The 13185-nt window shown below is 71.0% G+C and carries 11 protein-coding genes; 6 read left to right on the plus strand and 5 right to left on the minus strand.

Annotated features, from left to right (window positions below):
• Window positions 1-13 precede the first annotated feature (13 nt).
• Window positions 14-1018, minus strand: coding sequence for a Gfo/Idh/MocA family protein (locus tag BA175_RS02625; RefSeq protein WP_069169552.1), 1005 nt, complete (start codon window positions 1016-1018; stop codon window positions 14-16).
• 348 nt (window positions 1019-1366) lie between these two features.
• Here BA175_RS02625 and BA175_RS02630 point away from each other — a divergent pair, with 348 nt between their 5' ends.
• From BA175_RS02630 to BA175_RS02655, 6 genes are all read left to right on the plus strand, one after another.
• Entirely contained in the window at window positions 1367-2350 is a 984-nt protein-coding gene (locus BA175_RS02630) for a sugar ABC transporter substrate-binding protein (RefSeq protein ID WP_069169553.1), read from the plus strand.
• Complete coding sequence (locus tag BA175_RS02635) at window positions 2347-3399, plus strand: ABC transporter permease (protein ID WP_069169554.1); 1053 nt, start codon at window positions 2347-2349, stop codon at window positions 3397-3399. The genes BA175_RS02630 and BA175_RS02635 overlap by 4 nt, the downstream gene beginning before the upstream one ends.
• Window positions 3396-4259, plus strand: coding sequence for an ATP-binding cassette domain-containing protein (locus tag BA175_RS02640; RefSeq protein WP_069169555.1), 864 nt, complete (start codon window positions 3396-3398; stop codon window positions 4257-4259). The genes BA175_RS02635 and BA175_RS02640 overlap by 4 nt, the downstream gene beginning before the upstream one ends.
• Window positions 4260-4390: 131 nt before the next feature.
• A complete protein-coding gene (locus BA175_RS02645; protein WP_069169556.1) occupies window positions 4391-5557 on the plus strand; it encodes an ROK family glucokinase in 1167 nt (388 codons plus the stop codon).
• 71 nt (window positions 5558-5628) lie between these two features.
• On the plus strand, window positions 5629-6246 hold the full coding sequence (locus BA175_RS02650) for a hypothetical protein (RefSeq protein ID WP_069169557.1): 618 nt from the start codon (window positions 5629-5631) through the stop codon (window positions 6244-6246).
• Window positions 6247-6702: 456 nt separating this feature from the next.
• A complete protein-coding gene (locus BA175_RS02655; RefSeq protein WP_069169558.1) occupies window positions 6703-7872 on the plus strand; it encodes a PP2C family protein-serine/threonine phosphatase in 1170 nt (389 codons plus the stop codon).
• 170 nt (window positions 7873-8042) lie between these two features.
• Here BA175_RS02655 and BA175_RS02660 read toward each other — a convergent pair whose 3' ends face one another.
• The 4 genes from BA175_RS02660 to BA175_RS02675 form a co-directional block, all read right to left on the minus strand.
• Window positions 8043-9584: an alpha/beta hydrolase gene (locus BA175_RS02660; RefSeq protein WP_069169559.1), complete on the minus strand. Its 1542-nt coding sequence runs from the start codon at window positions 9582-9584 to the stop codon at window positions 8043-8045.
• Window positions 9585-10537: 953 nt separating this feature from the next.
• The gene (locus tag BA175_RS02665) at window positions 10538-10693 is read right to left on the minus strand and encodes a hypothetical protein (RefSeq protein ID WP_107407525.1); all 156 of its coding nucleotides are present in this window, start codon (window positions 10691-10693) and stop codon (window positions 10538-10540) included.
• Window positions 10694-10944: 251 nt separating this feature from the next.
• Entirely contained in the window at window positions 10945-11589 is a 645-nt protein-coding gene (locus BA175_RS02670; RefSeq protein ID WP_069169561.1) for a pyridoxamine 5'-phosphate oxidase family protein, read from the minus strand.
• Between the two features lie 35 nt (window positions 11590-11624).
• Window positions 11625-12809, minus strand: a complete 1185-nt coding sequence (locus tag BA175_RS02675) for a globin domain-containing protein (protein ID WP_069169562.1) — start codon at window positions 12807-12809, stop codon at window positions 11625-11627.
• Window positions 12810-13185: the final 376 nt, after the last annotated feature.

Genomic DNA, 13185 nt, shown 5'->3' on the forward strand with positions numbered 1-13185 from the left:
GGGGGCCGGGGGCTCAGGCGCCGGGGATCTCCGTCAGGCGTACGGGGCGGCGCTCGGCGCGCGACCGTTCGCAGGCTTCCGCGACGCGCAGCGCGTGCAGCGCCTCCCGGCCGTCGCAGGGGTTCGCGGCCTCCCCGCGTACCACGCGCAGGAACGCGTCCAGCTCGGCCTCGTACGCCGGAGCGAAGCGCTCCAGGAACCCCTGCCACGGCCGGGCCGGCGCCGGCGGGCCCTGGCCCTCCGCCGAGGTGAGGGGGGTGCGGTCGTCCAGCCCGACCGCGATCTGGTCCTGCTCGCCGGCCAGTTCCATGCGTACGTCGTAGCCGGCCCCGTTGCACCGGGTGGCCGTCGCCGTGGCGAGCGTGCCGTCGTCCAGGGTCAGCAGGGCCGCCGCCGTGTGCACGTCGGCCGCGGCGCGGAACATCGGGTGCCCGCCGTCCGAGCCCGTGGCGTACACCTCCGTCACCTCGCGTCCCGTCACCCATCGCACCATGTCGAAGTCGTGCACCAGGCAGTCCCTGAACAGGCCGCCGGAGAGCGGCAGATATGCGGCGGGCGGGGGAGCGGGGTCGGAGGTCACCGCGCGTACGGTGTGCAGCCGGCCGAGGGTGCCGCCGCGGACGGCCGCGCGCGCCGCCGCGTAGCCTGCGTCGAAGCGGCGCATGAAACCGAGCTGGAGCGCACTGCCGGCCCGCTCGACCTCGCGCAGCGCGCCCAGCGTCCCCGGCAGGTCCAGCGCGATCGGCTTCTCGCAGAAGGCCGGGAGCCCTGCCCGGGCCGCCCGGCCGATGAGCTCGGCGTGCGCCGCGGTGGCGGAGGCGATGACCACGGCGTCCACGCGCGCGGCGAGGACGTCCGCCGCGTCCCCGACGACCGCGGCACCGGTGCGCCCGGCGACCTGTGCGGCGCGGTCCGCGTCGGGATCGGTCACCACCAGCGAGGTGACGTGGGGGTGGCCTGCCAGGACGCCCGCGTGGAAGGAACCGATCCGGCCCGTGCCGATGAGTCCGATGCGCATGGACCCAACGTGCCGTCCACCCCGTGCGCTGTCAACTATTTGTCCTGACAAATCAGGGGGTGCGGTGCGGACCCGGAGGGCACGTCCGGCCGCGAGGGGACGGTCCGGCCGGCCCCGGGTGCGCGGACGCGGACACGAGTACGCGCCAGGGCGTTGACGTGGTCATGCGGGGTCGCTTACAACGGCGGGAGGGCACGGCCCGCGCCCCTGCCGGACGGGTCCCGATCCCGCTCGGGGATACTTGGGCGGCCGGGCCGCGAGTGAGCGCTCCCGGCACCATAGGCAGCACAGCGAGCAGCACTGGAAGGGCACGGCGTCGTGGCAAGGGTTCGGACAGGGGTACGCGCGATGGGCGCCGTGCTGGCAGCGGTGCTGGGTGCCTCCCTCATGGGATGCAGCAGCACCGGCGGCAAGCGGGCGGAGGAGCGCGCGGCCGCGCAGGCCGCGGAGGGCCGGTCCGCGGTGAACACCCCCCGCTGGACGTTCGCCATGGTCACCCACTCGGGCGACGGCGACACCTTCTGGGACATCGTCCAGAAGGGCGCCAAGCAGGCGGCCGTCAAGGACAACATCAACTTCCTCTACTCGCACAACGACGAGGGCCAGCAGCAGGCCGAGCTCGTCCAGACGGCGATCGACAAGAAGGTCGACGGCCTGATCGTCTCGCTCGCCAAGCCCGACTCGATGAAGACCGTCGTGGCCAAGGCGGTCAAGGCCGGCATTCCCGTGATCACGGTGAACTCCGGCTCCGCGGAGTCCGAGAAGTTCGGCGCCCTCACCCACATCGGGCAGGACGAGTCCATCGCGGGCGAGGCCGTCGGTGACGAGCTGACCGCCCGGGGACGGAAGAAGGCCCTCTGCGTCCTGCACGAGCAGGGCAACGTCGGCCACGAGCAGCGCTGCGCCGGGGCGAAGAAGACCTTCGGCGGCACGATGCAGAACCTCTACGTCGACGGCACCAACATGCCCGACGTCCAGGCGTCCATCGAGGCCAAGCTCGACTCCGACAAGAGCATCGACGCCGTGGTCACCCTCGGCGCCCCGTTCGCCGCCGCCGCCGTCAAGGCCAAGAAGACGGCCGGCAGCGAGGCCGAGGTCGACACCTTCGACCTCAACGCGAGTGTCGCCACCGCACTCAAGGACAAGACGCTCGGTTTCGCCGTCGACCAGCAGCCCTACCTCCAGGGGTACGAGGCCGTCGACCTGCTCTGGCTCTACCGCTACAACCGCAACGTGCTCGGCGGCGGCAGGCCCGTCCTGACCGGCCCCCAGGTCATCACCGCCGAGGACGCCGACGCGCTGGCCGAGTACACGAACCGGGGCACCCGATGACGGCGACCGGGCAACCGGCTGCACCGGCGGCACGCGACGAGCGGCTGCTGCGCACCTCCCCGCTGCGCAGGCTGCTGGGCCGCCCCGAGCTCGGTTCGGTCGTCGGGGCCGTGGCGGTCTTCCTCTTCTTCGCGGTCGTCGCCGACAGTTTCCTGCAGGCGTCCAGCCTCGGCACGGTGCTGTACGCGGCCTCCACGATCGGCATCATGGCCGCGCCGGTGGCCCTCCTGATGATCGGCGGGGAGTTCGATCTCTCCGCCGGTGTGATGGTGACCAGCTCGGCCCTGGTCTCCTCGATGTTCAGCTACCAGATGACGGCCAACGTCTGGGTCGGCGTCTTCGTGTCACTGCTGGTCACCCTGGGCTTCGGCGCGTTCAACGGCTTCATGCTGACCCGTACGAAACTGCCCAGCTTCATCATCACGCTCGGCACGTTCCTGATGCTGACCGGCCTGAACCTCGGCTTCACCAAGCTGATCAGCGGCACCGTGTCCACCAAGTCCATCGGTGACATGGAGGGCTTCGCGTCGGCCCGCAAGGTCTTCGCCTCCCACCTCACCCTCGGCGACGTGGAACTGAAGGTCACCATCCTGTGGTGGGCGGTGCTGGTCGCCGTCGCCACCTGGATCCTGCTCCGCACCCGCTTCGGCAACTGGATCTTCGCCGTGGGCGGCGAGGCCGGCGCGGCCCGCGCGGTCGGCGTCCCGGTCATCCGTACGAAGATCGGGCTCTACCTGGGCGTGGCCTTCGCCGCCTGGGTGTCCGGGCAGCACCTGCTCTTCTCGTACGACGTGGTGCAGTCCGGCGAGGGCGTCGGCAACGAGCTGACGTACATCATCGCGGCCGTCATCGGCGGCTGCCTGATCACCGGCGGCTACGGCTCCGCGATCGGCTCCGCGGTCGGCGCGATCATCTTCGGCATGACCAGCAAGGGCATCGTGTACGCGGAGTGGAACCCCGACTGGTTCAAGTTCTTCCTGGGAGCGATGCTCCTCCTGGCCACCCTGCTCAACGCATGGGTACGCAAGCGCGCGGAGGCGACGACATGACGGCCCCCCAGGCTCCCGCCCCCCGGGACACGGCCTCCCCGCCGGCGCTCGTGGAGCTCGACCACGTCAGCAAGTACTACGGCAACGTCAGAGCCCTGGAGGACGTGTCACTGGAGGTCCACGCCGGCGAGATCACCTGCGTGCTCGGGGACAACGGCGCCGGCAAGTCCACCCTCATCAAGATCATCGCAGGGCTGCACCGGCACGACTCCGGGGCTTTCCTGATCGAGGGCGGGGAAGCGGCGCTCGCCAACCCGCGCGACGCACTCGACCGCGGCATCGCCACCGTCCACCAGGACCTGGCCGTCGTGTCGCTGATGCCGGTCTGGCGCAACTTCTTCCTCGGCTCCGAGCCGACGAAGGGCCGAGGCCCCTTCAAGCGCCTCGACGTCCGGCTGATGCGCGAGACGACCCGGGCGGAGCTGCTGCGCATGGGCATCGACCTGCGCGACGTCGACCAGCCGATCGGCACCCTGTCCGGCGGCGAGCGCCAGTGCGTGGCCATCGCCCGGGCCGTGTACTTCGGCGCCAAGGTCCTCGTCCTGGACGAGCCGACCGCGGCGCTCGGCGTCAAGCAGTCCGGTGTCGTACTGAAGTACGTGGCGGCGGCCCGGGACGCCGGTCTCGGCGTGGTCCTCATCACGCACAACCCGCACCACGCGTATCTCGTGGGTGACCGCTTCGTGCTCCTCAAGCGGGGGACGATGGCGGGCAGCCACACCAAGGACGGCGTCACGCTGGACGAACTGACCCGTCAGATGGCGGGCGGCAGCGAGCTGGAGGAGCTCAGCCACGAGCTCGAGCGCCTCTCGGCGCCCGGTGGTCCCGGTACCCGTCCGGCCGGCGAGGACGCCCCGTAGGCCTGCCCCACGGTCCCCGCTCCCCGTGCCGTCCGCCGGTCACGGGGGCGGGGAAATGGCAGAATCGAGCACGGCGGGCACCGTCCGCCGCCGGAAGGACGACCGCCGGCCCCCCGACCTGCGCAGGGACGATGAGCACGTACCGCGACTTCACCCACCGCGGCTCCGCCCGCGCCACCGTCCTGCGGACCGTCGGCACGAAGGAGCGGCGCTCGCACCTCACGGCGCCCCGTGTCCCCACGGTCGGCATCGACATCGGCGGCACGAAGGTGATGGCGGGGGTCGTCGACGCCGACGGCAACATCCTGGAGACCCTGCGCACGGAGACGCCGGACAAGTCCAAGAGCCCCCAGGTCGTCGAGGACACCATCGTCGAGCTGGTCCTCGACCTCTCCGACCGCCACGACGTGCACGCCGTCGGCATCGGCGCGGCGGGATGGGTCGACGCGGACCGCTCCAAGGTGCTGTTCGCCCCGCACCTCGCCTGGCGCGACGAACCGCTCCGGGACGCCCTGGCCTCGCGGCTCGTCGTCCCCGTGATGGTCGACAACGACGCCAACACGGCGGCCTGGGCGGAGTGGCGCTTCGGCGCCGGGCGCGGCGAGGACCACCTGGTCATGATCACCCTGGGCACCGGTATCGGCGGCGCCATCCTGGAGGACGGGCACGTCAAGCGCGGCAAGTACGGCGTGGCGGGTGAGTTCGGCCACATGCAGGTGGTGCCGGGCGGGCACCGCTGCCCCTGCGGGAACCGCGGCTGCTGGGAGCAGTACAGCTCGGGCAACGCCCTGGTGCGCGAGGCCAGGGAGCTGGCGGCGGCGGACTCCCCGGTGGCGCACTTCCTCCTGGACCGCGTCAAGGGCAACATCGCCGACATCTCCGGACCGCTCATCACCGAACTCGCGCGCGAGGGTGACGCGATGTGCGTCGAACTCCTCCAGGACATCGGCCAGTGGCTCGGCGTCGGCATCGCCAATCTGGCCGCCGCGCTGGATCCCTCCTGCTTCGTCATCGGCGGCGGGGTCAGCGCGGCCGACGACCTGCTGATCGGCCCCGCCAGGGACGCCTTCAAGCGCCACCTCACGGGCCGCGGCTACCGCCCGGAGGCGCGTATCGCCAAGGCCCAGCTCGGCCCGGAGGCGGGTATGGTCGGCGCCGCGGACCTGGCCCGCCTGGTCGCCCGCAGATTCCGGCGGACCAACCGGCGGCGCGTCGAACGGTACGAGCGCTACGCACAGTTCTACGACCAGGCCGCGAGCACCATCCGCAACACGCGCAGCACCCGGACCGCGGACTGATCCGGGGCGGCCCCGCCCGCCCCTTCCGGCCACCCGAACTCCGCACCCGCAGCCCCGAGGGATCACCGACCATGACCGCAGCCGAACAGCACGTCCTGCCGCGCCAGTCCCCGTCCTCCGGTCCCTCCGGCGACGGTGACGACGAGGGCGGCGAGACGCCCGCGCAGGACCGGCGCAGGGTCGTGCGCAGGCGGCTGATCACGCTGACCATCATCGTGCTGCTCATCGGGATCCCGGCCGGCTACCTCGTGATCTCCGCCGGGCAGAGCCGGCGCTCCGGGAAGGACAAGGAAGCGGAGGCCGCCGCGCAGGGGCTGCGCGAGGACTGGCCGTCCGGGATGCAACGCCGAATCTTCGAACTGCCGATCCCGGGCAATGCGACCGGCGTCCAGTACTACGAGACGAACAACTGGAAAGCCAGCAGGATGTACGTGAAGTTCCGTACGACCTCCGCAGGGCTCGACCGGTTCCTGAGCGGGGTCGGGACGGGCCGCGCCGCCCTGGAGACCGGCAGGATCACGATCGGCGAACGCGACATCAAGATCACCGGGTGGTACTTCGGCCCTGGCGTCGACTGGGCGGGAACGGTCCACACGAACAAGAAGCCCCGCCCCACCCAGGACATCACCGTCAACATGACGGACCCGGCGGCACCGGTCGTCTACGTGGTGTCCTCGGCCACCCCCTGACGGCCCGGTCCCCGGCCCGGCCACCGCGACGCCCGGAGCGGGCAGCCCGCGTCACGCCCGATCCGGGCCGGAGGGTGGGCCGGGCTCCCGTTGCTGGGGCGGTCCCGCGGCGCTCCGCCCGGAGCGGACGCGCACGGGACGACGGACGACACCGGCCCCGGCCGTCGGCCCAGGGGCCGCCCTGCGCTCCCCGGCGCGAGCGACGACAGCTGCGGCACCTCGCTGTGTCGTCGGAACGTCCTCGTGCGTCCGATATCCGGACCTCCCTCCGCCCTGTGATGCGCCGGATCCGGCGCATCGCCTCGGCCCACCGGGAGCGGTGGACGGCCTTCCCGGCACCACTTCCGGCCCCTGATTTCTGCCGTTTCGTCCTCACTCCGCCGGCGCCCGGCCGGAAGTACCAGGTGACGAGAGCCCGACCCGGGGAAGAAGGAGCGGCAACGATAGGAGGCCGTCATGGGTGGCGGGGATCTGGAACTGGGGCAGCTTCTGGCCGCCGCAGAGGCGGCACCGCCGGGGGAGTCCGTCGAGGTACTGGCGAACGACCTGCGCAAGCGCTTCGGGGCTGAGCGCGTGTCCTTCCTGTTCGCGGACCTGGTGGGACAGCGGCTGCTGCGCCTGTCCACACAGACCGACGACGACCTGGGGGAGGCTCCCGAGCGGATCGACCTGGAGGGCAGTGTCTACGACGCGGTCCTGCGGAGCCAGCGCCAGCACGTGGAACCGGACGGCCAGGGCGGGCGGCGGGTGATCTCGCCGGTGACCAACCGCGGCGACTGCATCGGCCTGCTGGAGGCGACCATGCAGAACGCCGACGCCGCCGTCCTCGCGCAGATCGAGGACGCCGCGCACGCGCTGGCCTACATCATCGTCACGGACCGCCGCTTCACCGACCTGTACCACGCGGGCCGGCGTACCACCCGCACCAGCCTGGCCGCCGAGATCCAGCACCAGCTGCTTCCCTCGTCCTCCTGCTGCGAGGCTCCCCAGTTCACCCTCGCGGCAGGGCTGGTGCCGGCCGACGACATCGGCGGGGACACCTACGACTACACACTCGACCGCGACATACTGCACCTGTCCATCACCGACGCCATGGGCCACGACACCAACTCCGCGCTGCTGGCCACGCTCCTGGTCGGCGCGATGCGCGGCGCGCGCCGCAGCGGCTGCGACGCACTCCAGCAGGCGCAACGTGCCCACGAGGCCCTGCTGACCCACAGCCGCGCCCTGGCCACCGGTCAGCTGTTCTGCGTCGGCCTCGCGACGGGCACCTGCGAACTGGTCAACGCGGGGCACCCCCTGCCCCTGCGTCTGCGGGAGGGCGCCACCGAGGTCGAAGAGGTCAGACTCGCGGTCGACCTGCCCTTCGGCGTGACCGCCCCCACCTCCTACCGCACCCAGGAACTCCAGCTCCTCCCCGGCGACCGTCTGGTTCTGTTCACGGACGGCATGCAGGAACGCGGCGCCGGAGCCGTGGACCTGGCGTCCGTCGTGTGGGACACCCGCGCCTCACATCCCAGGGAAGCGGTCCGTGCCCTCACCGGCGCGGTGCTGGACGCCTGCCGGGGAAAGCTCAGGGACGACGCCACCGTCCTCATCCTGGACTGGCACGGCCCGCGCCCGTAGACGGGTAAGGGCGGACACGGATGTCGTCTGCGGGAGCGCCGAGCACGAGCGGCACCGTGGCCGCGATGACGGGTGTGCGGGACGCTGCCGCACGACGGCGGTGGCGGGCACGAACGGACTCCGCACCTCCTCCCGCTCACGGCTCCGGCCTCTTCGATTGCCGTCCCGGGTTACGCGCCCGGCCGGACGCTCCGTTGCTCCGCAGCGCAGGCCAGGTCCTTGGCGGGGAGCTTCCCGGTGGTCAGGTACCTGGTCACCGCGCCGTTCGCGCAGGCGTCGGAGCCGTTCGGGTAGATGCCGTGGCCACCCTGGTCGACGGTGACCATCGTGGCCCGCTTGCCGAACGCCTCCCGCAGCTTCTTCGCACCGGCCATCGGCGTGCCCGGGTCGCGCTCGTTCTGCACCATGAGGACGTTCGACGGTCCCCGGTCACCGATCTGCACCTGCGGCTCGGTGCGCCTGTCCGGCCAGAAGGCGCACGGTCCGATATTGGACATGGACCCGCCCACCAGCGGGTACTTCACGCGGTCCACTGCGGTGTAGTACTGGTAGGCAACGACCGAGCTCGGCCAGCGGCTGTCGTTGCAGCTCACGTAGTAACGGGATGCCGTGGAGTTCTCCGAGCCCGGCACCGACGGGCTCGGCGGCACCGCTTCGCCCGTGTCAAGGGCCTGCCAGATCTTCGCGATCAGGGGCATGTTCGAGTCGACGTACAGCAGGGTGAACGTGTCCGAGCGGAAGCGCGTCCCGTCGTATCCCTGAGCCGGCTGCTCGTCCAGCCGGTCCGCCAACTCGTAGAACTTCCGCTTCACGTCCTGGGCCGTGCCGCCCAGACCGTACTCCGGGTGTGCGGCGGCGTACTTCGCGAAGTCCGGGAAGCGGTCCTCCATGCCCCGGCCGAACAGCCGCATGGCTGTGACGTCGTACCCCTTCGGACCGAGGCTGCTGTCCAGCACGAACCGGTCACTCCTCTTCGGGAAGAGTGTCGTGTAGACCGCACCGAGGGAGGTGCCGTAGGAGGTGCCGAGGTACGAGATCTTCGACTCGCCGAGGGCCACCCTGATCCGGTCCATGTCGCGGGCGGTGTTGGCGGTGCTGACGTGCGGCAGCATCCACGATGTCTTCGAGTCGGCGCACTGCCGGGCGACGTCCCGCGCGTGCTCCGCCTCCTTCGTGACGTCGGCCGCGGTCCGCGCGTACACCGGCCGGTGCTCCAACTGCTCGGTCGTGAGGTCGCAGGTCACCGGCGTGCTGCGGCCGACGCCGCGCGGGTCGAAGCCGATCAGGTCGTACGCGTCCTGCACGTCCTGGGGCAGCCCCGAGACGGCGAGCGCGTAGGGGTAGCCGAGTCCGCCGACTCCTGGGCCGCCAGGGTTCACGAGCAGAGCGCCGCGGCGCTTCGAGGGGTTTTCGCTCTTGATCCGGGAGACGGCGATGCCGATCGTGCGGCCACCCGGATTCCCGTAGTCCAGGGGGACTTCGAGCGTCGCGCATTCCAGCTGGGGAGCGGGGGCCGTGCCGGACTTCTCCGGCGCCTTCGACTCTCCGGTCTCCCCGGGCTTCTTCTGCGTCGCCTTGCACGACCCCCACCGCAGGGTGTCGGTCGTTGCCTCGGCGGTGTCCGAGGTCGTCGCCAGCGACACTCCGGCGATGGCGGTCGCCGCCACGGCGGAGGTGGCGAGGCCGAGGGACAGGCCCTTCTTCCTGTGCATGTGATGGTCTCCTCAGGTGTCAGGTGTCAGGTGGCTGTCAGTCGGATTCCGGCTGTCGGACGGCACGCTTCAGGAGCAGGTACGTGGTGCTCGCACGGGCCCGGGGGCTCGACACTCCCTGTCCGTTCCGGGCCGAAGCCGTTGGGGGTCGCAGGTCCAGCACCCCGTAGATCGCCGTGGGCGCCGCCAGCGCCGTCCCGAAGGCATGTGGAGCGAGGCGGCCGCCTCTCGCCGACGCCGTACGCCGCTCCGCGTCCCGTCCGTCCGGCACGCGAACGATTCTGTTTCAGCGGGCGTGGCGATCACATCGGACCTACGGCTCGAACCTTCCTGGACCGCAGTCGAGGGGGCTCTACGACCAAGGTCGGGGGCGGGGTGGACCCCGCCCCCTGCGCAGGCCCGAAGGGCCTGGCGAGAACGATGGCGCGGAGCTCGGACGAGAAGCCCCGGCCGGGTGGGCGACAGCAGACCTGGCGAGGGGGGCAGCCGGTTCGCCGCGGTCGCCGGTGCGCTGAACGGGACGGGGTGCGCCCGCCGGGCGTGCTCAGCGGGGACGCCGCCGTGCCGATCGCCTCCCCCGCAGGCTGCGCCCCGCGGCAGGCCGCTGGGCACGACGCGAGCAGCACGCCCGAGGCACTCCGCTGTCTCGCGCGACGCGTACCTGGGGGAGTGCTGGTGACCGGTGGCGCCGCGGCGCCACCCGGGTCAGGAGTTCGCGAGGGGTGCCGCTGCCGCCGGGCCGGGTCCGTCTGCCGCCGGGCCCCGCCCAGGGCCGTCCGGCGCCGACCGAGCCCGACGGCTGACAGGAGCAGCCACGGGAGGTCTCAGGGCCCCGGCACCACGCAGACGTCCGGTGTGGTGGAGATGACCGCTCATCTCCACCACACCGGACGTCTGCGTGGTCACGGTGATCCGCGGATCACCACCCTCGGCGGCGATCGCGCTCACCGCGTCTAGAAGTAATGCTTGCGCCCACCGACCTTGCGTCCGCTCGCGCCCAGGATCCACAGGACCGCGCCGACCACGACGAGGATGCCGCCGATGGTGGTCAGCAGGGAGACGCCGACCAGCAGGCCGATGATGAGCAGAATGGCACCAAGGAGAATCATGCTGAGGTCCGATCTCGGGGTCTTCGGTGCATGCCCGTCGTGAGGGACGAGCAGCACGCACTTCCCGCTCCTCGCACCACGCTCACCGGGAATATCCGGGGCCGTCGTGCGATCGGCGGCTGCAGGGCTCTCTGCCGTGCTTCCTCCGTCTGCCCTGCTCGTCGCCGCCTATGCATGCGAATTCGCTGCCTGCCGACGAGGTGCCCGCGGACGGTTTCGACCCGGCGGAAAACCGTCCGCGGCCGCCTTGCTCAGCGGTCGTGGGAACCGATCGCACGGTGCTCGGACGGGGCTCCCCGGTCGTGCTCCTGCCAGACGTGACCGTGACCGGCACCCACGGCCTGTGTGGGGGAACCGGTGAAGTACTCGGCGTCCTTGGGGCGGGTACGCGCGAGGCCCAGGGGGCGGGGTGCCGGTTCGAGGTGCGGGATGTGCTTCGAGCAGTGCACGTAGGCCTCGTGGACGCTGATCAGCGTCCACAGCACGGGGTGCCTTCCCGGAGCGGTGTCGACGGGTATCCCGGGGTGGGCGGCCCGGAGTTCGTGGTCACCGACGAGCCGGGCCGAGCCGTTGACGTGCAGCCCGATGTGGTCGCGGGTGAAGTCCATGAAGAGCAGACCGATGTGCGGGTTCTCGGTGATGTTGCCGGCACTCGCCATCACGCCGTTGCCACGGTACTCGGGGTAGGCCAGGGTCCGGTCGTCCAGCACCGTCACGAATCCCGGAGGCCCCGCGCGGAACGTCGCGTCGCAGTGCCCGCGGGAGTCGGCGGTGGAGAGGAAGACCATGGACTGGCGGCCGATGAAGTCACCCATGTCCGCGGTGAGGTGCGGGCGTACCTGCCGGTCGTAGAACGCGTCGGCGCGTTCGCCGGTGCCGAGGTGGTTCTGCAGCATGCGCTCTCCCCGCGAGGGGGTTGCGTCGTGACTGGTCACAGCTGGTCGATCTCCTGACCGGGTCGGGGCGGTATGAGGGGAGCGGTGAGCACGGGGGTGTCGAGCGGGTCGTGATGGATGTGGGCCAGCGGTGTGCCCTGCTGCCTGAGGGTGTGCACCGCGCTGACGACCATGTCGGGCGGACCGCACAGGAAGGCTTCGTGCCGGTCCCAGGGGCCGAACTCCCGCAAAACCTGCGGGAGCGTCCCCTGCTGACCCGGAATGCTCTGGTGGGAGACGGCGGCTCTGACGGACAGCCAGTGATGACGCTGGGCCAGGCGCAGCATGTCGTCGAGGCCGTACAGCTCCTCGGCGGTCCGTGCCCCGACGAACAGGTCCACGTAGCGGCGCATCCCGGAGGCGGCGGCTTCCTCGATCAGGGCGCGGATGGGTGCCAGGCCCGTGCCGCCCGCCACGAACAGCAGGTCGCGGTCGCCTGCGGCGGCGAGGGTCATGTCACCTTGCGGCGGCCCGAGCCGAACCCTGTGGCCGGGGACTGCGTGATGTACGAGCGCGTTGCTCACCTGGCCCCGGTGGACGGCGCGCACGTGAAACGTGAGCGTGTGGTCCGCGCGCGGCAGGTGAGCGGGGGAGTAGTGGCGCCAGGTGCGGGGGTACCAGGGGGTCTCGAGGCTGACGTACTGTCCGGCGACGAAGGGGTAGGGCTGGTCGGGCAGCACGGTGATCTCGGCGATGCCGTTACCGCGGTGTTCGTGCCGGACGATCTGCGCCTCCCAGGTGGCCGGCCGCAGCCGCGTGTCGTCCGCGGCGGCGTCGATCATGACCTGTGCCGCGACGGTGTAGGCGCGGGTCCAGGCGGCGGCTACCTCGTGGTTCCACGCCGAGCCCGCGAAGCGGGTCAGAGACGCCACCAGGCATTCCCCGACCGCCGGATAGTGGGCCTCCAGGGCTCCGAACTTCCGATGGTCCCGTCCGAGACGTGAGCAGAACCGCACAAGGTTGTCGACGTCGTCCACGAGATCGATGATGCGCAGCAGGCCCCGCAGCAGACGGTCGCGCTGCACGTCCATGTTCTCCGGGAACAGTCCGCGTACATCGGGGTACCGGGCGAACAGGATGGCGTAGAAGTACACGGTCATCTCGGTGGCCTGCGGTGCCACCACGGAGAGGCTGGTGCGTACGAGGGATATCTCCCGGTCCGTCAGCGGGGACGAGGTCATCTTCTACCCCCGGCGGCCATGAGGCGGAGGCGGGTCCGCGCTCGTCGAGCGGTGAGGGCGTGAGGGGCAGCAGGTGTCGCGTCCAGCGAGGGGATCACCAGGCGTACCGGATGTGCTGACAAGAAAAAGTTCGCAATCGTAGATGAACGTTTCGTGGCCTTAAGGATCAGAACCGCGAAAGTGTGATCAGCGGACGAGTCATTGTGCACATAGAGAACCAGATCCAAACCCGTGCCCGAGATCTTTTCTTGATCCGGGAAGCCTCGCAAACCCGTACATACAGACCGTAATTACCCCGCCCGCACCCTCCTGGAGTGGGTCATCACATGCCGCGTCATCGGGCTGCCGATCCACCCGGGACCCGCCAGGAAGGATT

It is taken from the genome of Streptomyces griseus, from assembly GCF_001715295.1.
Taxonomy (GTDB): Bacteria; Actinomycetota; Actinomycetes; order Streptomycetales; family Streptomycetaceae; genus Streptomyces; species Streptomyces griseus_G.

Bases quoted from the DNA above. Each gene is read 5' to 3' on its own strand.
- BA175_RS02625 (WP_069169552.1), bottom strand. From the start codon at position 1,018: ATGCGCATCGGACTCATCGGCACGGGCCGGATCGGTTCCTTCCACGCG.
- BA175_RS02630 (WP_069169553.1), top strand. From the start codon at position 1,367: ATGGGCGCCGTGCTGGCAGCGGTGCTGGGTGCCTCCCTCATGGGATGC.
- BA175_RS02635 (WP_069169554.1), top strand. From the start codon at position 2,347: ATGACGGCGACCGGGCAACCGGCTGCACCGGCGGCACGCGACGAGCGG.
- BA175_RS02640 (WP_069169555.1), top strand. From the start codon at position 3,396: ATGACGGCCCCCCAGGCTCCCGCCCCCCGGGACACGGCCTCCCCGCCG.
- BA175_RS02645 (WP_069169556.1), top strand. From the start codon at position 4,391: ATGAGCACGTACCGCGACTTCACCCACCGCGGCTCCGCCCGCGCCACC.
- BA175_RS02650 (WP_069169557.1), top strand. From the start codon at position 5,629: ATGACCGCAGCCGAACAGCACGTCCTGCCGCGCCAGTCCCCGTCCTCC.
- BA175_RS02655 (WP_069169558.1), top strand. From the start codon at position 6,703: ATGGGTGGCGGGGATCTGGAACTGGGGCAGCTTCTGGCCGCCGCAGAG.
- BA175_RS02660 (WP_069169559.1), bottom strand. From the start codon at position 9,584: ATGCACAGGAAGAAGGGCCTGTCCCTCGGCCTCGCCACCTCCGCCGTG.
- BA175_RS02665 (WP_107407525.1), bottom strand. From the start codon at position 10,693: ATGATTCTCCTTGGTGCCATTCTGCTCATCATCGGCCTGCTGGTCGGC.
- BA175_RS02670 (WP_069169561.1), bottom strand. From the start codon at position 11,589: ATGCTGCAGAACCACCTCGGCACCGGCGAACGCGCCGACGCGTTCTAC.
- BA175_RS02675 (WP_069169562.1), bottom strand. From the start codon at position 12,809: ATGACCTCGTCCCCGCTGACGGACCGGGAGATATCCCTCGTACGCACC.